Here is a 22,856-nt window from a genome sequence, read left to right on the forward strand (position 1 = left end):
CTCGCGGCACATCGTAAATTCCCCGGTTTGAATATATAATTCACATATGGGTGCATTGGATAAAATTAACTAACCATTTTTAAAAACACAAATGAAATATATTCTTACCCCTTATGCAATTGCCCAATTCACATCGGCAATTGTGTCCTTAATGGTTGTGATTACCTTATGGAAAAGGCGCTTTGACCGTGGTGGTTTTGAGCTCTTTTTTCTATTTGTTGCGTTAACTGAATGGACATTCTGTAATGGAATGGAAGCGGCAGCAGTCACACTTCGATTAAAAATTATCTGGTCTCAGTGGGCATATATTGGTACCCAGACAGCACCGGTGTTTATATTTCTTTTTGCCCTCAAATATAGTAGAAAAACCAAGGATATTTCGATTGGTAAAGCTGCCCTGCTTTTTATCGTTCCGATGATTATTTTTCTTCTGGCAGCCACAAATAATCAACACCATTTAGTTTGGTCCTCGTACTCTCTTGGCCAAATTGGAACCAACAGCATTATTTACAACCATGGTCCGGCTTTTTGGGTGGGAATTGTATATATATTTACACTAGTGGCAATTTCTACTACTTTATTATTTCTTTCCTCCGTAAAATCCCAAAAGGTTTATCGTATTCAAAACGTGATTTTAATTCTAGCTTCTATAACACCCTGGTTAATTTCGGTTCTTTATATAACCAGACTAAACCCCTTTCCGGGATTGGATATTTCTTCACTCGGTTTCTTTTTCACCGGTGTTCTGATTTTGATCGGAATTCGGCAGGCCAATCTATTAGACTATTCTCCTATCGCGCACGAGTTGCTTTTTGAAAATATTAATGATGGCGTCCTTGTTTTTAACGAAAACAAAAAAGTGATTGATATGAATCCGGGAGCTGAGCGATTGATAGGTATGAATTTCGCTCAAGTAATTGCGCAAGAGAGTACTACTCTAATAAAGTGTTGGAATTTATATGATGATCACTTTTCCAGGACAGAAAACAGCCGCTTTGAGATTGTCTCTCCATTTAATAACCGCACTTGGTTGAATATTAGTATTTCTCCCCTTAAGAATAAAAAAGGCATTTTCCTGGGATGGGTGGCTATTATGGAAGATATTACCCTCCGGAAGGAAACGGAAAAAGAACTGCAACGGATTAATCAACGCCTGGCAAGTCAGTTGGATGAGAACCGTCAGTTGGAAAAACAGCTGCGTGAACAAGCCAATCGGGATGCGATGACGGGAGTGTATAATCGAGCCTGTCTAAAAGAATCCCTGGCAAGTGAAATTTTATATGCCGAACAACAAAATCAACCTTTAAGTATCGTGATGATTGATGTTGATCATTTTAAAAATATCAACGATACCTACGGCCATAAAGCTGGGGATGATGTCCTCATTGCTCTTGGGAAACTATTATTGTCTCAAACACGGGATAGTGATTTTGTCAGCCGTTTTGGTGGGGATGAATTTGTCTTATTTCTTCCAGGCATGAATTGCGATGCGGCTTTCCAACGGGCAGAATCATGGCGAAAAACCTGCAAAAAATTAAAAATTCCGGATCTCTCGGAGAGTATTAACGTGAATATCTCAATTGGCATTGCTGTTTACCCCGATAATGCCCGTACGATGGATGCTTTGTTATCGGAAGCGGATCGCGCACTCTACCAGGCTAAACAGTCTGGCCGGGATTGTACTAAAGTATCTGAATTTGCTTGTTAATCATTGCTTACTCTTTTTCCATTATTAAAAAAGCATCCCCAATTTATTAAGTTAATAAAAAACCCTTGATTTATTAGTAAAATATATTATAGGTGTGATGTGATCTCGTATAAAAAAGACAGGAGGGTAGCTCCCTATGAGGTATGACTTCCCCGATTTTGCTTTGGTGTACGTCATAGCCTCTTTGTTTTCATTAATTACCGCTGCAATGACGTGGCGGCGTCGCTCGAATCCTGGCAATGTCCCATTTTCCATTCTGATGCTTTCTCTTTGTACATGGAGTTTCGCTTCTATTTTTGAGGCAGGGGCTTTATCTCTGGAGGGAAAATTATTCTGGTCCAAATGGCAGTATATCGGTATTGCCTCCCTTCCGCCTCTTTGGCTGCTTTTTGCTGCGGAATTTACCGGCCATAAATTATTTAAAGAAAAGACGCGTTGGCTCATCCTAATCATTCCCATTATTACGCTACTTATGGCTTTCACCAACGAGCACCATCATCTGTTATGGTTGGATATTATCTTACAACCAAACCTGTTTAATATCGCGCTCTACATACACGGCCCCTGGTTTTATGTTCATATTATTTATAGCTATTTATTATTGTTCATTGGAACTTTTTGGCTGTTAAAAGGACTGCTGGTTTTTTCTCGACAGAAACGAAAACAAATTGTTATTATCGTTTCTGGCGTAATTATCGGCTGGACCTCCAATATCTTATATGTTTTAGGTCTATTTCCTGTCACGGGTTTGGATATAACCCCGCTTTCATTTACCTTCATTGCCATTGTACTTTCCTGGAATACATTCCAATTTCGTTTATTTGATATTTTGCCTATCGCGCGGGATTTGCTTTTGGAAAATATGGTTGACGGTGTTTTGGTACTCGATCCGCAGGATACAATAATCGACATTAATCCGGCAGCTTTAGCTATTCTAAAACACAAAAAAATTCATTCTCCGATGGGACATTCCATACGGAACGTTTTTGATCATGAATCACCCATACTCCATGAGTTGGATAATAAGAATGACTTTCAATCTGAATTATGCCTTTCAGAAAAGCCGCTTCAATATGTGAATTTTAGTGTGTCATCGATTTACGATCAAAGCCATAATTTCATTGGTAAAGTGCTGATATTTCATGACATTACCAAGCGAAAATTAATTGAGATTAAAGAACAAGAGCAGCGTGAATTAGCTGAGGCATTGGCAGATACCGCAGCTGTGATTAACAGCACCTTGAACCTGGATGAGGTCTTGGAAAATATATTAACCAATGTCGGCAGAGTTGTCCCACATGATACTGCCAATATTGCTCTAATCGAAATAAATGATATGGTCCGTTTTGTACGTACCAGAGGGTATGAAAAATATGGAACACAGGACATTGTTCCCCAAATAAAATGCAAACTGAGTGATATTCCTAACCTGAAAAAAATGGCTGAAACAGGCCAACCTTGTTTTAATCCGGATACCGACAATGATCCGGAATGGAGCCGAGATATTCCAGGTTCGAGTTGGATAAAATCCTACATGGGTGCGCCAATTATTGGGAAAGGCCGGGTGCATGGCTTTATTAACCTCGATGCAGGTACTCCCAATTTCTTTAAAGAGGAATACATCCCGCGCCTGCAGGTTTTCGCAAACCAGGCAGCCGTTGCTATCCAAAATGCACAGCTCTTCAGCGAAGTTGCCAAGAGTGCCGAAGAAATGAAGATCCTATATGAGGTGAGTTCGGAAATTACTGAAAGGCTGAACTTGGAAGGTGTTATCAAGACCTTATTTGATAAATTGAAAATTGTCACGCCAATCGATTTGTTCAATGTGGCGATTTTAAATGAAACCGAAGGTATAGCCACCTTCCATATGTATCAGGAGAATGAGGAACAGATTGCATTAGGACCGATTTCCGTAGTTGATCAACCTTCATTTACCCGTTATGTTCTGGAGAAGGGCAAGCTTGTATATATACCCGACTCCTTTGACGACAACAGCGAATTTCCTCAAATGAATATTGTGAAAGCCCCTGGTCATAACGAGCGCAGCATCCTGGGTATCCCGTTGATGTTGGGGAAAGAAAAGATTGGTGTGTTGTCCTTGTGGGCGGGAAGGCCGAATGCTTATAGCGACGATCAAATTCGCCTGGTTGAAACCATTGCGCACCAGGCCAGCATTTCCATTAGCAACGCTCAAATGTTTGAGAAGATCCAAAGCATGGCAATTTTGGATACTCTTACCGGCGTTTATAACCGCCGCTACTTCTACGAGTATGCGGAAAATGAAATTATCCGTTCACAACGGTATAACAATGAAATGTCGCTGATTATGCTGGATATCGACCACTTTAAGTTGGTCAACGACCGCTTTGGCCATCTCATTGGCGATGAAACCTTGAAGATGATCGTAAATACCTGTTTGAGTGTTCTGCGCAAATCAGATGTTTTGTGCCGCTTTGGCGGTGAGGAATTCCTTGTGCTGCTGCCCGAAACGAGCCAGCAGGATGCTGTTATCGCAGCCCAGCGTATTTGCCAGACGATTGCTCAGCAAAGCCTCCCGACAAACAGCGACCTGGGCCCCGTAACAGTGACCGTCAGCATTGGGGTGACCCAGCTTAAAAGTAAGGAAGATTCTCTGCAAGATCTGATCGACGAGGCGGACCATGCATTGTATGAAGCCAAGCAATCCGGCCGCAACCGCGTGTGTGTCTTTCAGCGTAAATAATCTATCCATCGATCTGATTTCTAAAAAACTACTTCTGCCTATAAAAACTGGGAAGGCCGGATAGCGTAGAGCATGCTTACTAACAGTTTATTCTGATCGAAGTTAGGAAGTTGATGGTACTTCAATCATCTTCTCGAAAAGGATATACTTCATACGTATGAATATCCCCATTTCCCTGTCTCCCTTTCACCCTTCCGACCAGGAGGAAGTTAAAGCGCTGGTGCTGGCCGGACTGGTGGACCATTGGGGCAAACTTGACCCAACCCTGAACCTGGACCTGAACAACATCGCGGAATCTTATCGTGACGCGGTTTTCCTGGTAGCCAAACAGGACGGACGAGTGGTGGGCTGCGGGGCGCTGGTACCGCATGACGGGCACACGGCTGAGATCAAGCGCATGTCAGTGGCAGCCTCCCTGCGCCGGCAGGGCCTCGGCCGCCGTATCCTGACAGCCTTGTGTGACGAGGCCAGGGGGCGCGGCTTCCAGCATATCATCCTGGAAACCACCGAAACCTGGGATGAGGTGATTGCCTTCTATCTGGATTTTGGTTTTCGCTTTACACACCATCAAGATGGCGACGTTTATTTCAAACTGGATCTCTCACAGGAATGAGGATGGTTTTACTATCTTGGATATTCCTACTACATCCTTAAATAATCAGGATTCATCTCAAAAGATTCGTCCATACATTAACTTTTTGGTTTAGAATAGGTATCTGTGTAGATTATCCGGGCACCGCTCTACAATTGCGTGGTTTCCCGGCCACCCCGCCTAAAAGAAAGGTAAAAATTATGGAAACCTCGCGCCATTTTCCTTATGGTTTCATGCAGCGTGAAATTATTTCGGCGAAGGATATCAATACTCGCGTAAAAGCCCTCGGTGAAACCATTACCCAAGACTACCAGGATTCAGAAAAGCTGCTGCTGCTGGGATTGCTGCGCGGCAGCGTAGTTTTCCTCACTGACCTGATGCGCGAAATCCGCCGGCCCATTACCATGGACTTCATGTCCATTTCTTCCTACAATAAATCCGAATCCACCGGTTTCGTGCGTATCGAGGCCGACCATAAAACCAACATCCAGGGATGGGACGTGATCCTGATCGACGACATCATCGATTCCGGCTACACCATCCGCACCGTGCGCAAGCTGCTGCTCGATCGTGATCCGCGCAGCCTGAAAGTATGCGCCCTGCTGGATAAACCCGAACGCCATAAAGTGGACATCACCATCGATTATCTGGGTTTTTCCATTCCGGATTATTTTGTGGTTGGGTATGGGCTGGACTATGATGAAAAAGGCCGCAACCTGCCGTATATCGCAGCTATCGATATCTCAAAAGAAGAGGAGTAAGGCATGCCTTTGGATTTGGTGATCGGCGCCCAATGGGGCGATGAGGGCAAGGGCCGTGTGGTCGACCTGCTGGCTGAGAAATCCGATATCGTTGCGCGTTACAATGGCGGCGATAACGCCGGGCACACCGTTACGGTCGGCGAAAAAATCTACAAATTGCATGTTATTCCTACCGGCCTTATTCACCCGGGTGTCACCGGCGTGATCGGCAGCGGTATGGTGCTCAATCCGCATACGTTGGTGGAAGAAATGACCCAACTGCGCGAGGCCGGCATCCAAATCACCCCGGAGCGGCTGTGGATCTCGGACGCTGTCCAATTGATAACCCCCGCGCATCGATTACTGGACCGTGCCAAAGACGCCGCCCTGGGCCGGGATAAGATTGGCACCACCGGGCGCGGCATCGGCCCGGCTTATACCGACAAGGCCGCCCGCTCTGGGCTGCGCGCCGGTGAAATGCTTGACCCGACCTACTTCGCCGAACGCGTGGGCGAACACCTGGAAGAAGCCAACCGCCTGCTGGTCGAATGGTATCACCAGGAGGGTATGGATATCCAGGCGGTTTTGAAAGAATACCTGGCCGCGGTGGAACAGCTGCGGCCTTACGTGCGCCGTGTAGGCCCGCTGGTGCAGCAGGCTTTGAACGAAGGCAAGAATGTCCTGGCCGAAGGCGCGCAGGGCACACTGCTTGACCTGGAGCAGGGCACCTACCCGTATGTCACCAGTTCCTGCACCACTGCCGCCGGCATCTTCAGCGGCCTGGGCATCGGCGTGCAACCGGTGCGTTCCATCGTGGGCGTGACCAAAGCCTTCCAAACACGCGTGGGTGCCGGGCCCTTCCCGACTGAGTTGGAAGGCGAGCTGGCGCAGTTCCTGCGCGGTACGGGAGAGAACCCCTGGGATGAATTCGGCACCACCACCGGCCGCCCGCGTCGGGTGGGCTGCCTCGACCTGGTGCTGCTCAACTACGCGCGCGAAATCAACGGCTTCACCGAATTGTTCCTGACCAAGCTGGATATCCTTTCGGGCTTGTCGGAAATTCCGGTGTGCGTGGCTTACCGCTGCGGTGATAAAACCCTGACGGCGCTGGATTTCTCCGGCGACGCGCGCCTGCTGGCGGAATGCAGCCCCATGTACGAAGTCCTGCCGGGTTGGGAAGAGGACCTGCGCGACGTAACGCGCTGGGAGGACCTGCCCGCCAATGCGCAGGCTTACGTGCAGTTCATCGAAAAGCGTACCGGCCTGCCGGTGCGCAGTGTCTCGGTTGGGCCGGAGCGTTCGGCTCTGTTATACAAGGATTAAGCTATGGATGCCTTCGCGCGTTACCAAAGTCCGTTCAGTTGGCGCTATGGCTCGCCGGAAATGCGCGCCGTGTGGAGCGAGGAGAACAAACGCCGGCTTTGGCGCGCGCTATGGGTAGCCCTGGCCGAAGCTCAGGTCGAATTTGACCTGGTGACCCCCGCGCAGTTGGATGAACTGAAAGCGCACGCGGATGATGTGGACGTGGCGCGCGCGCTGGAGATCGAAGCTGTCAACCAGCACGACCTGATGGCCGAGCTGCAGGTCTACGCCGCGCAGTGCCCGACGGCCGGCGGCGTGCTGCACCTGGGCGCCACCTCCATGGACATCAAGGACAACGCCGAAGTGCTGCAAATGCGCCAGTCGCTCGACCTACTAATCCCCAAGCTGACTGCGGTGCTGAACGCTTTGGCTGATAAGGTGGAAACCTACGCTGACCAGCCCGTCATGGCCTTCACCCATTTACAGCCGGCCGAACCCACGACTTTAGGCTACCGCCTGGCTGCCACCGCCCAGGACTTGCTGGCGGATTACGAAGCCCTGACGACCCTGCGCGCTGACCTGAAAGGCAAGGGTTTCAAGGGTGCCGTTGGCACAGCCGCTTCCTACGTGATGCTGTATGGATTGGAAGGACAGCAGCAATTGGAAGCGCTGGTCAGCCAATCGCTCAGCCTGCCCTTCTACGAAGTTACCTCCCAGACCTACACCCGCAAGCAGGACTACAACCTGCTGTGCGCGTTGTCCGGCCTGGCGGCCACCGCCTACAAATTTGCCTTTGACCTGCGCCTGCTGCAGTCGGAAGTCATCGGCGAATTGGGTGAACCCTTCGGTGAGAAGCAGGTGGGTTCCTCCGCCATGCCCTTCAAACGCAATCCCATCCAGTCCGAGAAGGTCGACTCATTGGCGCGCGCGCTCAGCGCTGCCCCGCTGACCGCCTGGAACAACTACGCCAACTCGCTGCTCGAGCGCACCCTGGACGACAGCGCCAACCGCCGCACGCTCTTCCCGGAAGCCTTCCTGGCTCTGGACGAGATCCTGGCCACGTTGGAGAAAGTCATCGCCGGACTGCGCGTCAACCCGGCCGCTATGCAGGCCAACCTGGACAAGTTCGGCCCCTTCGCGGCGGTTGAACGCGTACTCATGGCCGCGGTCAAAGCCGGTGCCGACCGCCAGGAGTTGCACGAGGTCCTGCGCCAGCTCAGCATGCAGGCTTGGGCCGCCGTCCAGCAGGGTGATGCCAACCCACTGGCCGACCTGGCCGCGGGCGACACGCGCGTTACGCGCTGGCTCGCGCCCGATGCCATCCCGCCGCTCTTCGATGTGTCCGGCTACACCGGCCTGGCCGAGCAGCGCGCCTTGCAGATGGCTGTGCGTGTGCGCGAAGTTTGTAAGTAGGTATTTCAGCCTCCTCCGACCCCCATTAGATTATGGCCCCCTCCCAGCCTCCCCCAAAGTCTGGCGACTTTATGGGAGGAGTAAAAGGTTTTAATTCCTCCCATATTTTTGGAACAAAAATGGGGGAGGTTAGGAGGGGGCTAGTCGCTGGATGGAAGCTTTGTCGACGGGACTATTGCCATAGCAGCGCGCAAAAAAATTGCCGTTCAAATTCACACACGCGTTGGTTAAAGCAATTATTAAAACATACAGGACTTATTTACGTGGATTAGAAAGAGCAGGGCAGTGATAACTGCCCTGCTCTTTTATGATTTACGGGACCAGCGCGACGATGTTATCTCTGTCGAGGCTGGAGTAGAAATTCCTTCCATTGCATCTGAAATAATTATTGATGTTCTTGAACAGTATTTCCGGCGAGTTTACATAAACTAAACCGTATATCCCGTTGAGGAAGATAGAACTATTTGACATTGAAAGGTCATAGCCGTTGGTGTCGATATAAGCACCGGAGTCCTGGTTGGACCATGTGTTCAAATTACTTGCGCTAACGGCCCCGTTGCTTTCGATTTTCAACCCGTTTTCATTATTATATGAAAGGTACAGGTTGGACAGGCTTACAGCAGTGCCCTGGCCGTTGGCTATAATATTCAAACCGGATAGCAAGTTGTTGTAGGCTGTAAAACTCTGCACTTTAACGCTTCCATTGGTATTGATATTCAGCCCGTCCCATCCGTTCCCAACAGCCTGGTTGGTTCCGGTAATGGTCACGCTGCCTGTGCCGCCCAGGTTATTAATGGAGATACCTTCGCGTCCGTTGCCGTTCACACCAAAATTGGAGAGCGTCACGTTTCCGCTGCTCGTTCCAGCCAACCCGGATTGTTCATTGCCGCTGAAGTGGTTTGTCCCGCCGATTACTACGTTTCCGCCCACCTCATAGGTCATGCCATTCACGAAGTAGCGAGTGTATTCGGAGGCATCGTGGTTGATGGACAAGCGGTAATAGCCGCTGTTGCTGGTGCTGTTTACTTCAACCCAGTACCCGCCGCCCGCATCCGTTCCGGGGGTCCACTCAATCTCGTAAGAACTGTCAGTCACGTGGTTAATAGTGAAGCCTTCCGTGATTTCGATCAGGTTATCTTCTTCGTCCATGACATACAGCTTTAGGATGGGATCGAAACTAAAAAGGTTCAGGAAATTCATTTCAGTATCGGTTCCGTCCGCTAGAAGCGTGATGGTATAGGTCGTTTCGGCTTCCGCGTCAAAGCCCCAAAAGTCAGAGCCCTGGCTTGGGTTGAGGTAATTCTGTACTGTTTCCCCGCTGCTCATTTTGTTCCAATTCATGTTGTTGCCGTTTGCGTCGACTTTTGTGATCAGTAGGGAACCGTTGGTAGTGGCCTGAATGCCGGTCATTGTATTATTGCTGGCAATTACACCGGTCAAAATCAGGTTGGCGGCTGTGCCCTCAAATTTGTTGGAGACAGTGATGCCGGTTTGCCGGTTTTCGTTGCCTTCCACGGTTTTCAGGGTGATAATGCCTTTTGAGTACAATTCCATACCCACGCCGTTGTTTCCTTTGGCATACACATTGGTCAACGTAATCGTACCCTTTCCGCTGCATACCCCCGCATTTTCCAGGCAGTTATCCAGGTACAACCCACTTCCGCTTTGGTTATTGGAAATTTCCACATTTTTCAGGATGATATTGCCTGTTGCGCGCATCTGCGCCCCGTAGCCGTTATTCCGCACGTTCAGGTTATTGATGGTGATGATCTTGGCGGGATGATCCTCACTTAATCGGATCCCTGCGCTGTTGGTTGCCCGGCCGTTGTCAACAACGTCCAAATTACTGATTAAGAGACTTCCGCTGGAGTTGATTACCAATCCATCCCAGCCATTTGAATTGGTAAAGTTTTCACCCGTGAAGCTGATCGTTCCGGTTCCCCATCCGGAATTATCCATATCCAGCGGATCCTGCCCGCCGGTCAAGGTAATGCCTTCGGTGCCATTATCGGAAACATGGATACCGGAAAGCGTGATGCTGCTGTTTCCGGTGGTCGTTACGGCCAACCCGGTAGTTGAATTCGTGTGCCCTTCAATACCGTTGATTTTCACATTGCCGCCGGCTGTAATCATTGTGCCGCAGGCGTAATAGAATCTCTCGTAAGTGTCCGGGTCGTCGTCGTTCCACGATAGGCGGTAGAATCCGTCGTTGCTGGAACTGCCGGCCAGCATGTAATAATTCTGTGTTTCTGTGTAGCCGAAATCGCTGGGCAGGAATGTGAAGGAACATTCGCCGGGTGTCGATTCGCAGTCGATAGTCACGGGAATCGACTCATCCGTCTTGGCGTCGTACAGCTCGATCACCGGTTGGAAATCAGCACGGTTCAACGGCCAGGTGGCATCCGCCCTCATCAGGATCACTTGTGCGCTATCAGAAGCGGCTGCAAAATTCCAGCGATCCAATCCATGGGACTGATTGTAAAAATCAATCAGTGTAAATCCGCTGTCACTCTCTTTACCCAACCAGCCATTTCTCATGGCATTGTTGTTGACGTTGATATTGGTGACTAGAACCTGGCCGTCGGTATCGATATATAGACCTGATCCATTGTTGTTTTCGGAATTGACATTTACCAATGTCATGCCTGCTCTTGAACCGCCGCCGGTGTTGGATATATTGATCCCGGTATCGTTGTTCTCGTTAGCGTTGACATCTTTCAATGTGATTAAACCTTTGCTGACAGCTTGCAGGCCGAAGGACTGGTTATGGCTGAATTCGCAATTGGTCAGTGAAATCGGCATGGCTTTGGCCGTGTCCCGGTTGCTCAAATCAGCCCCGCCCTGGGAGTTGTTATTTGATGACGTATTCTTGATCAGAATTGACCCGTTCGAGCGGGCCAGGATTCCAATGCCATTGTTGTTATTGATGTAGGCATCCGTTAAACTGATATTGCCTTTCCCGTCGCCGCTATTTTCCAGTTTGGCGCCAAAACAGTTATTCCCTTCAAGCGTCAATCCGTTAATGGTGATGGTTCCCTTGCTGGAAACGACCAGCGCGGCTCCCCAATCCTGTTGAGTTTCATAAACTTCCAGGTCGGTGATGGTTACGCTCATGCTGCCGGAAGCGGAATTGTTCATGAGTACGATACTGTCGCTGTCTTGCGTATTGCTGGCACTCACTGCTTTGACGATGATCTTACCCAGCGTATCGATTTCAACACCTCTACTATTATTATTGTTGCTGGAAAGATCGGAGAGCGTTACCGTACCGGCGGCATACACGCGCACCCCGATACTGTTGTTGCTGGCATCATTGCGGTTATCAGCCAGTGAGGATTTGATGGTAACAACTCCCGCACGCTGCAGTTCATAGGAGCTGGATTCCTGGTTATAGATCTCAGGACCGCAGATATATACCCCATACCTGTTGTTTTCAGAAGTTACGAAATCGGAGATGCTGACTGGTTTTTGTGAAACAACATGGATACCGCTGACTCCGATTCCCCAATTGTTGATAGTACCATTTTGGTTGAACTCGTTAATGGATTGAGAATCCTTGGTGAGGTTGATCGTCACCGACGCCGGACTGGTCATGGAAACGTTTTGCCAGCCGCCATTCAGGTAAGCTTTGGTGTGGATGCCTTCAATTTGCAGACCATCGCCTGCGTTGGAATCCGCTACGCAGTTGGTCACCGTTACTTTGCCGCGTGTGGCGATATAGATGCCGTCATCGTTTTTGTTGTTGAAGGCGGTGCTGTCAAGCAGATTGACCGATCCCAGCGTACTCACGTGAATGCCGCCCTGTTGGTTATCGGCTGCGTTGACCTTTTTGAACGTTGTATTGACCACGGCGGAAGGGGCGCTTTCCAGCGTGTCAAGATAGATTCCCCAGGCGCCGTTCGTGTCCGCCGCAATGTTCTCGAGCAGTGCGCTGCCTCCACTCAGGTTCAAGCGAATGCCGTTGGCTCTGTTGTCGTTTGCGGAGATATTGCGCAGTGTTGCTCCGCGTGCGTTGATCAGGATCCCGTCATCTGAATTTTCGATGATAACGGCTCCGTCGATTGTTACCATGCCTTTAAGCGAAGTAAGGCTGATGCCTGTCAACCCCGATTGCTTCACAGTAACATCGGATAGACTGATATTTCCGCTGGCGTTGATTTCAATGCCGTTTCTATAATTTGAATATGCGGAAAGGTTCTTCAGCGTAACTGTTCCCGCATTGATGATGCACAAGCCGCTGCAGGATTCAGTTGACTCACGCCCATTTGACCCAAAATTGAGATTGTCCAGGACAACGGATTTTCCTGCGGCCTGGATCCAAATTCCATATTGGTCGTTCTCCTGCGTACTGCAATCGCTGATATTGAGCGAGCCAAAACCGTCAATCATAATACCATTAGCATTACTCTGGCTTATTACGCCGTCCAATGTCACGCGGCCTTTCGAACTGACCTTGACCCCATCACCAGTATTGAAACGAATCTCGCTGTCGGTGATGGTGAGATTCCCGGAAATTTGATTTTCCACCCAAATTCCATGGCCGTTGTTAGTGATGTGGTTGCTGTTGATACCGGTCAGGTTGATATCGCCTTTGTGGTCCTTGATGTGAATCCCGTCCGTATCGGTCATGTAGGAAGTCACATTGGTCATTTCCAGCGTGCCGGTTACCGAGTTGACTTCAAAAGGTCCGCTGCTGTTTGTGACGCTTACACCGCCGGTTACAATGAACCCCGACAAAGTGAACCCGCCCGGCAGGTTGGTTAACGTCAGTGTATTGGCGATGGTCGGATAAACACCGCTGGTGGGAATTCCTGTCAAACCTCGTAACGTGTTCAGGTTTGTCAGCGATCCGTCAATCAGGACCGCTTCCTTATATAAACCTTTTTCAACGTAAATATTCCCGTCGTCCGGTGCGGTGCCGTTGATCTGGATATAGTCGATGGCAGATTGGATGGGATTAGCCAGCCCATCAACGCAGTTGGCTGCTCCGTTGCACGCGCCCGCGGTTTGGTAGAAGCTGTATGTCACGCCGCCGGAGGTGAAATACGGATCGGGAACTTCCTCAATCCCCTGCTGGCCGGATTGCGTACCGGCGTCAACCGTTTCTTCTTCAGTGGCTTCATTTTCGGGAGACTCCATTTCCGCGGGGAGTTCGTCTTCCTCGTCCGTCCCGCCTTCATCCGGGCTGATCATTTGCGGATCTTCAGGTTCGCTTGCGGGCGATTCCGGTTCCGATTCCGGCTGTGTCTCGGAAGGTTCCGTCCCGGTGTCGATTACCTCTTGCGGATGCTCCGGAGAGGTCTCGTCGTCCCCTTCGTCCGGCAGCGCTTCCTCTGGTGTTCCTTCCTGTGTGTCCGGCGTCAGGGCTGCCTGTTCATCCGGGTCCGTTGTATCAGCCGGGGTGCTTTCCACCGCTGCCGCTTCTTCCGGCGCGGCCGGCGGTTCAGCCCCATCGGCATAGATCCTGCCGTTTATCATGAGCACGGTTATCAGTATCATAATGGGTAAGAATAAGAAATTTTTCTTCATTGAGTGAGCCTCCTGCTTGATCGATTTTTGCCAAGTTCGCTGATTTTTCTTAATATCCCGCCTGGCTTGGCTGCACGACTTACGTGTGTTTAGGGGATTATGGTTAATATTTGAGTCACGTGAAAAATGTCACCCTCGCGTGATTCCTCCAAGACATCCCCGTGGGGTTAGGGGAAATTATATTTACGGTAGTTCCAAAATAGGTGTGCAGACAGCACACAATCTGTTTTTCCTGGACCCTTCAGCCCCTGCTCAACCCCTCTCGGTTCCCTCTCAGCCTTTCTTCACGTTCCTGGCGTTCCTTTTGTCTGCCCCCTCCTAACCTCCCCCATATTGGATGGAGTACTCATTCCGGGGACAGCTCGAGGCTGTTCCGGAATGTGCATCTCCGCTCTTTGCTCTTGCAAAGAGCTTCGAAAAATAGGGGAGGAACGAAGGGACGGGAGATTTACAGTCCGAGAAGAAAAAAAAGATCGTTAAATTGTTAAATACAGGGAGTTTAATTCCCTGTATTATGTATTAATGTAGGGAGCATAGATCCTTGTTTTTACTTTTAATCAAATTTCTCGTATAATGGAAACATGTATAAACGATTTTATGAACCACTTGATAATCGACTTGCACCTAACAAAGTGCTAGTGATATATGGCCCACGCAGGGTTGGAAAAACCACCTTGTTGAGGAATTACTTAGATCACACCTCCTTGAAATACAAACTGGATTCAGGTGATAACATTCAAACTCAACAGGTCTTGGGTTCTCAAGATTTCAGTCAGATATTGCCGTATGCGGAAGGCTACCAATTAATCGCCATTGATGAGGCCCAAAATATTCCTAACATCGGCATGGGATTGAAAATCATTGTCGATCAGATTCCGGATATCAGAGTAATTGTCACAGGATCCTCATCCTTTGAATTGGCAGGGCAGATTGGTGAACCCCTTACCGGCAGGAAAACTACGCTGAACCTCTACCCTTTAGCGCAGACTGAATTAGCGGATCAATATAATCACTTCGAACTTAAACAGAAACTTCCGGACTTTTTAATTTTTGGCTCTTACCCGGAGGTTTTAACAGCGGATACAAAACAGTCCCGTATAAAAGTACTAACAGAAATTGCGAATTCTTATTTATTGAAAGATATTCTGACGTTCGATCGAATAAAAAGCTCACGGATTTTATGGGATTTATTAAAGTTGTTATCTTTCCAAGTGGGCAGCGAAGTCTCAATTTCTGAACTTGCCACGCAATTGGGTGTGGATGTGAAGACTATCAAACGTTATTTGGACTTGCTGGAGAAAGCATTTGTTATCTGTCGACTGAATGGGTTCAGTCGCAATTTGCGCCAGGAAGTGACCAATAAATCCAAATATTATTTTTGGGATAACGGTATTCGGAACGCCGTGATTGCCCAATTTAACAATCTTGACCAACGGAATGATTGCGGTGCTTTGTGGGAAAATTTCTTCATGATGGAGCGCGAAAAATTCCGGGCGTACCATTCAATCGTTTCTAACGTATATTTCTGGCGCACGTATCAACAACAGGAAATTGACCTTGTCGAAGAACGCGAGGGGAAACTGTTTGCCTACGAATGTAAATGGTCCCCCAAAAAGAAAGTTTTAGCCCCCTCAGTCTGGAAAGAAAATTACCCAACCTCTGAATTTCAGGTTGTTAATCCTGATAACTATCAGGATTTTATTATGACTTTAGTCAGTTGAACGAGCGAAGCGAGAGAAACAGAAAACCACCCGCTATGCGGGTGGAAAATAAGAGGTTAAACCACAAATCACCTAAATAGCTAGAATAGTGGATGTTCAGGCCACAAACATAGCAGAAGAAGGTGATTTGATGGTAAATACAACAAATAGTTTATCGCATACAAAGTGGATGTGTAAATATCATATCGTATTTACACCGAAGTACAGGCGAAAAATAATCTATAACGAGTACAAGGAAAGCATAGGGGAAATACTGAGGCAACTATGCGGATACAAGGGGGTAGAGGTGATCGAAGGGCATTTGATGGTCGATCATGTACATATGTTGGTAAGTATTCCGCCGAAGATAAGTGTGTCGAGTTTCATGGGATACCTGAAGGGGAAAAGTGCATTGATGATCTTCGACAAACACGCGAATTTGAAGTACAAATTTGGGAATCGGCATTTCTGGGCAGAAGGGTACTATGTGAGCACAGTAGGATTGAATGAAGCAACGATCAAGAAATATATCGAAGAGCAAGAGAAGCACGATATAGCGCTGGATAAATTGAGTGTGAGAGAATATGAAAACCCCTTCAAGGGGTAGCAGGTAATACGGAAGTCCCTTTAGGGACAAGCGAAAGAGGTAAAGGCAAAGTGGCTTGAACGAAAGTGAAAGCCAGCGTCTTGAGACGCTGGCCAGTATTAGAGGCTTATAGCCTCAGAACAAACCACCCGTTTGACGGGTGGTTTTGATTAGTTCTATCGAAATCCAGATCTGATTTATCGGAATATCCTAATGCAACCTGTGTATCGGAACCAATCAGGGTTAGGATGACTTGGACATCTTGGAGATCGTAATTGGGCTTCCTGCCCCCCTCCCAGCCTCCCCTAAAGTCGCCAGACTTTAGGGGAGGAGTAAAGGTGCTGATTTCTCCCCTATTTTGGAACAAAAATGGGGAAGGTCAGGAGGGGGCTAAAGGCGTACAATATTTCACAAACCAATCATCACAGCACACGAGGGGAATATGTCCGATCACACTTATCCACACACCGCCCGTTTCGCGCACGACCTGCGTGCCAACCCCACCCTTGCCGAAATTCGTCTGTGGTCCGTGCTGCGCAAACGCCAGCGTGCCGGAATCCGCTTCCGCCGCCAGCATGCCATTGGCCCCTTCGTGGTCGACTTCTGCGCCCCGCGCCTCAAGCTCGTCATCGAAGTGGACGGCGGACAGCACGTAGACCTGCACGAATATGACCAGCGGCGTACTGCCTACCTGGCCGCTCACGGCTACCGCGTCCTACGCTTTTGGAATAATCAGATAATGGATGACCTGAATGCCGTTGTCATCACGATCGAGAATGCCGTCGACAAATTGATAGAAGAGAAAAATAACCACACCAAAGAATAAAAAATTACCACGAATAATAATTACCAAGCTCCTCCCCTATTTCGTAGAAATGGGGGAGGCTGGGAAGGGGCTGGGAGGTTGGGTAGGGGTGGGAGAGTAGTCTTTCAATAACCTGTCTTGAAAATAACATCATTTATTTCATAAATATCGTGTAAAATAACAGCCTACTTCTATTCACAGAAAGCAGGCGTGTCTATGACCGATTCCACCCGCAAATACTGGCAGTATGCCCTTTGGCTGGCCATCATCACCATCTTCTACAACATCCTTGAAGGACTGGTGTCCATCTACTTCGGCGCCTCGGACGAGACCCTGACCCTGTTCGGCTTCGGGGTGGACTCGTTCATCGAAGTGCTGTCCGGCGCGGGCATCCTGGCCATGGTGCTGCGCATCCGCCAGAACCCCGATACCTCCCGCTCGCAATTCGAGCAGACCGCCCTGCGCATCACCGGCGCGGCCTTCTACATCCTGGCCGTCGGGCTGGGCGTCAGCGCAATCTATAACCTGTTCACTGTGCACCAGCCCGAAACGACCCTGCCGGGATTGATCATCTCCTTGATTTCCATTGCCACCATGTGGGCGTTGGTGAGTGCCAAGCGCAAGGTCGGCCGCGCGCTGGATTCCGCTCCCATCCTGGCGGACGCCAACTGCACCATGGTGTGCATCTACATGTCGCTGGTGCTGCTGGCTTCCAGCCTGATCTACCAGCTGACCGGCTTCGGCCTGGTGGACAGCCTGGGCGCTTTCGGCCTGATCTACTTCTCGGTCAACGAAGGCCGCGAAGCCTTTGAGAAAGCGGCCGGCATGGAATGCGGCTGCGGGTGTGAAGGCGAATGTGAGGACTGCACCGAAACGCATTAATAGATGTTTAATAGAATATCTTCCTGCTTTATGTAAAATTAAATAAATTCTGCAATGCAGGAGCTTGAATGGATAGCAGCAAAAAATCCCCGCAAACCATCGATGAGTACATGACAGGTTTCCCCGCGCAAGCGCAGGCCATCATGCAGCGTATGCGCGACCTGATCCATGAGATCGCGCCCGAAGCAACCGAAAAGATCAGCTACGGCATCCCTACATTCGTGCTGGGCCAGAACCTGGTGCACTTCGCGGCTTACCAAAACCACATCGGTTTTTACCCCTCTTCCAGCGGTATTGCCCACTTCGAGGAAGAACTGAGGGATTACGAGACTTCCAAAGGTACGGTGCGTTTCCCCCTGGATAAGCCCATCCCCTACGATCTGGTGCGTCGTATCACTGAATTCCGCGTGGCCGAGAATCGCGTACGCGCCAAGGCCAAAAAATCCAAGTGAATCTATCTCCTCCCCTAAAATCGAAGATTTTGGGGGAGGCCGGGAGGGGGCACAAAAATGGGGGAGGTCAGGAGGGGCTATTTGATCAACCCGGCGATAGCGGTGTAGATCAGCAGACCACCCATAATGCCGTTGAAGACCTTGTAGTGCTTTTGCGCCAGGCTGCGGAAGAGCGTACCGCCCAAAGCCCACAGGCTGGTTCCCATGAAGGTGACGAACACCAAAAACAGCGCGAACAGCACCACCATGAAGAAGTCCTTGGAAAAATCGCTGACGAACAGCGAAAAGACCGAGATGGCAAACAGGATGGCTTTGACGTTCATAAACTGCATGGTAAAGCCGAACCAGAAGCGGTTGGTGGAGCTGCCTTCCTTGCCGTCATTCATCGGCCCGGAACGCAGGATGCGGAAAGCCAGGTAGAACATGTACACGGCTGCCAGGATCTTGAGCCACTTGCCTGAAGCCGGAATGAGGTTGGCCATGAACAGATTGAGCATGCCCGCGCTCAGCGCGATGATGGCGAACCCGCACAGGATGCCGCCGATAAAACGCAGGATGCTGCGGTAACCGTAGCGCATGCCGTTGGTCATGGACATGATATTGTTGGGACCGGGGGTGAACGAGACCACAAAGATATAAGTCAGCAGCGGGATAATACCGTTCATGAAATTCTCCTGAATCGTTAATGCGAATCTAAACTTGCCTGGATAAAATCACCTTTATACTACTAAAAATGGATAAAAAGAAAATGTCTTTCCCGGAACCTGTCAACGAAGTGATGCGTCTTTGTGTACTGGGCACTCAAGCCGAGTACGCCGGCCGCCCCGATGAGGCGGCCGAGTTCTACCGACAGGCCTGGCGCGCGGCGTGCGACGATTATGAAGCCTGCCTGGCGGCCCACTATGTGGCGCGCATCCAGGACAGCCCCGAACTGGCCCTGCACTGGAACGAGATCGCGCTAGCGCGTGCGGAATCCTCGCAGGACGAGCGCGTCCTCCCCTTCTATCCATCGCTGTACGTCAACCTGGGCCGTTCATACGAACTACTGGGCCATATGCAGCAGGCGGAAGAGTTCTACCGGCGCGCGTCGGAATTGGGGTTGGACCACGATAACTTAAATTTAGGGACAATCCGTTGAATGATGGTATAAAATCATAAGGAAAAGGATACGCTCTGTATGGAAAAACTACCCGGCAACACAGTTTTACTGCTCATCGATGTTCAGAAGGGCTTTGACGAACCGATCTGGGGTCAACGCAACAACCCCGGCGCGGAAGAAAACATGGCCCGCTTATTGAAAGCCTGGCGTACCACTAACCGCCACGTTATATTTGTAAAACATCTCTCGGTTTATCCTGATTCTCCTCTAAATAAAGATAACCCGGGTTGTGCCATCAAGGAAATTGTAAAACCGCTGGCGGGTGAATTAATTATTTGGAAACACGTCAACAGCGCTTTCATTGGCACCGATCTGGAGGAAGAATTGCGGCGCAAGGGATACGAAACGCTGGTTATCGTTGGCTTGACCACCCAGTACTGCGTTTCTACCACCGCGCGCATGGCCGGGAATCTGGGTTTCCACACTTACGTAGTCTCGGACGCCACCGCGGCGTTTGGCCTGACCGGTCCGGATGGACTAGATTACTCCGCCGAGACCGTGCATGCGCTTTCATTGGCGACCATTCACAATGAGTTCGCCCAGGTGGTGGACACCGGGACGGTTATGAAGGCTTTGTAAGTTAATATTGGTCCGGGGAATTTAATTACAGTTACTGGAAAAATTCATTAAACCCAAATAGACCGAGGAGGCAAAAATGGGTGAACCAAAATCATATCCCTACGTGACCAAGCTGGATGTTAAATATCCGCCTCTGACGGTAGTGGACGTTCCCGCTATGGTGGCAGCCTGCACCGATAGCTGGTTCAACCAGACCTTATGCAAGGTGAACGATTCGGTTGCCCGCCTGGGTATTTTCCAGGGCGAATATCACTGGCACAAGCACGATCGTGACGATGAGTTCTTTTTTGTGCTGGATGGGCATTTGTTGATCGATTTGGAGGAAGAGACCATCGATTTAGGCGCCTGGCAGGGTTATGTTGTCCCCAAGGGCATTACCCACCGCACACGCGCGCCCGAAAAGGTTATTGTTCTCATGGTAGAAACGGCGGATATCGTGCCGACGGGTGACGATTGACCGTTGCATCCCATCCGCTTTTTGCCTGATTACTCAAATGTTTGGATGTTGACGAGGAAAAGGAAATGCGTAAGTTGAAATTGCAGGTGCAAATCTCTGTGGACGGTTATGTGGCCGGCCCCGATGGCAGCATGGATTGGATGGTCTGGAATTGGGGCGACGACCTGAATGGGTATGTAGACGAGCTGACCGATAGCATCGATACCATCCTGTTGGGCCGCAAGATGGCCGCCGGTTTCATCGATCACTGGTCGCATGTGGCCGGAGATCCATCCGACCCGGAATATACCGGCGGGCAGAAGATGATGACGGCCCGCAAAATCGTCTATTCTCAAACGGTCAAACAACCCATCTGGAAAGACATGGAAGTAGTTTCCACAGACCTGGTGGAGGATGTTGCCCAGCGCAAGGATCAGGACGGCAAAGATATGATTGTCTATGGGGGCGCCTCGCTGGTTTCCGCGCTGATCGGGCACGGCCTGATCGACGACTTCTACCTGTTCGTCAACCCGGCTTTGGTGGGCGGCGGACTGTCCATTTTCAGCCAGGTGCCGGGTGTTCAAAAGTTGGCTTTGGTTGAGTCGCGCGCCTTCGAATGCGGCATCGTGCTGCTGCATTACGAATTGGCCTGCAATTGATTGCAGGCAGAACATTTCATACCGGCAAAATACATTCCAAATCTTAAGCTGCAGAAAATCTTCGGTCGGTTTGTTCTGGCCATGCGTGTCTGATCAATTCATAATAAGGGTTATGATTACAGATGTAATCAATTGAGAATAGAGAAATGAGAAAGATACATTCAATGATTGGAAAAAAGCAGGGACGATTTGTTGTATTGTTGGTTTTATTGGCCTGCGTCGGTTGCGTATCCGGAAGCTTGCAGACAGACCAAGGCTCATCTGGTGAGATTACGGATAACACCGGGTTCGCGCAGATGCTGGCGGGTAAACGCAATCCCTTTGTGGGCGATGCGTCGGCAGATGGGGCGCTCCTGGAGGCTCTGAATATTTCTGAGGATCTTGGCGCCTATACATTTGAATTGCAGACTGATGAAGAACCTTACACGCTACGCATACTGTTTACCGATAACGTAACTGATCCGGCTGCATTGGGTCAGGAAATGCGGAAAAATGCTGTGCTGCTGTTGGCTTTGATCGATAATGTTTCCGAGGTTCAATGGCAATACACGGCTGGTGTTTCATCTGATATTGAGGAAAATCAGATAAAGGAAAGCTTGACCCTTGATCAGATCAATGCTTTATTGGGGGGCGATGTAAAAACGTACGGGCAGACAGCTGAGAAAGTGCAGTCTTTGCTGGATTGGCTGGATAAAAATAGCGCAGTCCTGGAAAATGAATCGACTGGGACCGGTGTGGAAGCCGACGGGGAGCCGGCAGACGCTTTGGATACGCAGGTCGGCGAAGCCATTTTGGAAGCCAACGCCGGCCAATACCCCCCAAGCGATTTTGCCACACAAGCGCACGTGACCCTCAAGACAGTGGAAAGCGGAAATACTGTCACGGTTTACGCGATGGCACTCTACCTGGAATTTGTTTACGCGGATGATGATCTGACCGTATCGGGCGGCAGCCATATGCCGGTAGCCATTACCTTTGAGAAGAATGACCGGGGCAGTTATGACCTGAAAGAATACTGGGAGCCGCGTGATGGAACTTATTACGCGCCTTCCATCGAGGAAAAATTCCCGGCTGATATCGCCGCGGATGCGCTGGATACACAGCCATATGTGCTGGCGGAAACGCAGGAATGCTATGCCAAGGCAGTTGCGCACGGCAATGTGGACACGGACGCAATCCTCGGAAATCTCATCGAGACCATTGCTTCCTCTCCGGCTGAGGCGTCGAACCCGGGTGCGTATATCGAGGCGCATGCCTTTGAATACCGCGAACTTTCATATTATGGCGATGCCACCCTGCGTTATGCGTACGCACGTTTTCTCATGGGCGGGCAGACGGACCTGCAAAGCCAGATCCTGTTATCCGTCATGCGGGAGCTGCTCGGCGATGAGGATCCGGACATAACCGCAGCCGGGTCGGCGCAGGCCTGGTTCGACCTGTGGAAAGACCAAGCCGTGAGCATGCTCAACGCAAACTCAATGACTTATATGGAAGAACGTTATCCCAAAACAGCGCTCATGCTGCAAATATTGGAAGGGACTGAATCCTGATCGCAGTTGATTGTCCCTAAAAATATAAAAAGAGGATTTGCA

At 49.8% G+C, this 22,856-nt stretch carries 18 protein-coding genes; 16 read left to right on the forward strand and 2 right to left on the reverse strand.

Going from position 1 to position 22,856, the window contains the following annotated elements:
- The first annotated feature begins 91 nt into the window (after positions 1-91).
- The 6 genes from Pelsub_RS02070 (at position 92) to purB (ending at position 8,477) form a co-directional block, all read left to right on the forward strand.
- On the forward strand, positions 92-1,708 hold the full coding sequence (locus Pelsub_RS02070) for a histidine kinase N-terminal 7TM domain-containing diguanylate cyclase (RefSeq protein ID WP_116225420.1): 1,617 nt from the start codon (positions 92-94) through the stop codon (positions 1,706-1,708).
- A 136-nt stretch (positions 1,709-1,844) separates the two neighbouring features.
- Complete coding sequence (locus Pelsub_RS02075; RefSeq protein WP_116225421.1) at positions 1,845-4,430, forward strand: histidine kinase N-terminal 7TM domain-containing protein; 2,586 nt, start codon at positions 1,845-1,847, stop codon at positions 4,428-4,430.
- Between the two features lie 157 nt (positions 4,431-4,587).
- Positions 4,588-5,043: a GNAT family N-acetyltransferase gene (locus Pelsub_RS02080; protein ID WP_116225422.1), complete on the forward strand. Its 456-nt coding sequence runs from the start codon at positions 4,588-4,590 to the stop codon at positions 5,041-5,043.
- Between the two features lie 179 nt (positions 5,044-5,222).
- Positions 5,223-5,783 carry a hypoxanthine phosphoribosyltransferase gene (gene hpt, locus Pelsub_RS02085; RefSeq protein WP_198418382.1) on the forward strand — a complete coding sequence of 187 codons (561 nt, stop codon included), beginning with the start codon at positions 5,223-5,225 and terminating at the stop codon, positions 5,781-5,783.
- A 3-nt stretch (positions 5,784-5,786) separates the two neighbouring features.
- The gene (locus Pelsub_RS02090; protein ID WP_116225423.1) at positions 5,787-7,085 is read left to right on the forward strand and encodes an adenylosuccinate synthase; all 1,299 of its coding nucleotides are present in this window, start codon (positions 5,787-5,789) and stop codon (positions 7,083-7,085) included.
- A 3-nt stretch (positions 7,086-7,088) separates the two neighbouring features.
- The gene (gene purB, locus Pelsub_RS02095) at positions 7,089-8,477 is read left to right on the forward strand and encodes an adenylosuccinate lyase (protein WP_116225424.1); all 1,389 of its coding nucleotides are present in this window, start codon (positions 7,089-7,091) and stop codon (positions 8,475-8,477) included.
- Positions 8,478-8,789: 312 nt separating this feature from the next.
- On the opposite strand, the gene Pelsub_RS02100 is transcribed toward purB, so the two are convergent.
- Positions 8,790-14,006: a right-handed parallel beta-helix repeat-containing protein gene (locus tag Pelsub_RS02100; RefSeq protein WP_116225425.1), complete on the reverse strand. Its 5,217-nt coding sequence runs from the start codon at positions 14,004-14,006 to the stop codon at positions 8,790-8,792.
- Positions 14,007-14,587: 581 nt separating this feature from the next.
- Here Pelsub_RS02100 and Pelsub_RS02105 point away from each other — a divergent pair.
- The 5 genes from Pelsub_RS02105 (at position 14,588) to Pelsub_RS02125 (ending at position 18,431) form a co-directional block, all read left to right on the forward strand.
- The gene (locus Pelsub_RS02105; protein ID WP_116225426.1) at positions 14,588-15,727 is read left to right on the forward strand and encodes an ATP-binding protein; all 1,140 of its coding nucleotides are present in this window, start codon (positions 14,588-14,590) and stop codon (positions 15,725-15,727) included.
- Positions 15,728-15,857: 130 nt separating this feature from the next.
- Complete coding sequence (tnpA, locus tag Pelsub_RS02110) at positions 15,858-16,313, forward strand: IS200/IS605 family transposase (protein WP_126440372.1); 456 nt, start codon at positions 15,858-15,860, stop codon at positions 16,311-16,313.
- Between the two features lie 421 nt (positions 16,314-16,734).
- The gene (locus Pelsub_RS02115; protein ID WP_116226392.1) at positions 16,735-17,118 is read left to right on the forward strand and encodes an endonuclease domain-containing protein; all 384 of its coding nucleotides are present in this window, start codon (positions 16,735-16,737) and stop codon (positions 17,116-17,118) included.
- 195 nt (positions 17,119-17,313) lie between these two features.
- Entirely contained in the window at positions 17,314-17,979 is a 666-nt protein-coding gene (locus Pelsub_RS02120) for a cation transporter (protein WP_116226391.1), read from the forward strand.
- Positions 17,980-18,047: 68 nt separating this feature from the next.
- Complete coding sequence (locus Pelsub_RS02125; protein WP_116226390.1) at positions 18,048-18,431, forward strand: iron chaperone; 384 nt, start codon at positions 18,048-18,050, stop codon at positions 18,429-18,431.
- Positions 18,432-18,508: 77 nt separating this feature from the next.
- Here Pelsub_RS02125 and Pelsub_RS02130 read toward each other — a convergent pair whose 3' ends face one another.
- Positions 18,509-19,096, reverse strand: a complete 588-nt coding sequence (locus Pelsub_RS02130) for a LysE family translocator (RefSeq protein ID WP_116226389.1) — start codon at positions 19,094-19,096, stop codon at positions 18,509-18,511.
- An 83-nt stretch (positions 19,097-19,179) separates the two neighbouring features.
- On the opposite strand from Pelsub_RS02130, the gene Pelsub_RS02135 reads away from it, so the two are divergent.
- The 5 genes from Pelsub_RS02135 (at position 19,180) to Pelsub_RS02155 (ending at position 22,814) form a co-directional block, all read left to right on the forward strand.
- Positions 19,180-19,569, forward strand: a complete 390-nt coding sequence (locus Pelsub_RS02135) for a tetratricopeptide repeat protein (protein WP_116226397.1) — start codon at positions 19,180-19,182, stop codon at positions 19,567-19,569.
- A gap of 39 nt (positions 19,570-19,608) precedes the next feature.
- Positions 19,609-20,169, forward strand: coding sequence for a cysteine hydrolase family protein (locus Pelsub_RS02140; protein WP_116226388.1), 561 nt, complete (start codon positions 19,609-19,611; stop codon positions 20,167-20,169).
- Between the two features lie 76 nt (positions 20,170-20,245).
- Complete coding sequence (locus Pelsub_RS02145) at positions 20,246-20,626, forward strand: cupin domain-containing protein (protein ID WP_116226387.1); 381 nt, start codon at positions 20,246-20,248, stop codon at positions 20,624-20,626.
- A gap of 65 nt (positions 20,627-20,691) precedes the next feature.
- Complete coding sequence (locus Pelsub_RS02150) at positions 20,692-21,264, forward strand: dihydrofolate reductase family protein (RefSeq protein ID WP_116226386.1); 573 nt, start codon at positions 20,692-20,694, stop codon at positions 21,262-21,264.
- 164 nt (positions 21,265-21,428) lie between these two features.
- Complete coding sequence (locus tag Pelsub_RS02155) at positions 21,429-22,814, forward strand: DUF4825 domain-containing protein (RefSeq protein WP_158674932.1); 1,386 nt, start codon at positions 21,429-21,431, stop codon at positions 22,812-22,814.
- Positions 22,815-22,856: the final 42 nt, after the last annotated feature.

Origin of the sequence: Pelolinea submarina, from assembly GCF_003966975.1 — a bacterium.
Taxonomy (GTDB): Bacteria; Chloroflexota; Anaerolineae; order Anaerolineales; family Anaerolineaceae; genus Pelolinea; species Pelolinea submarina.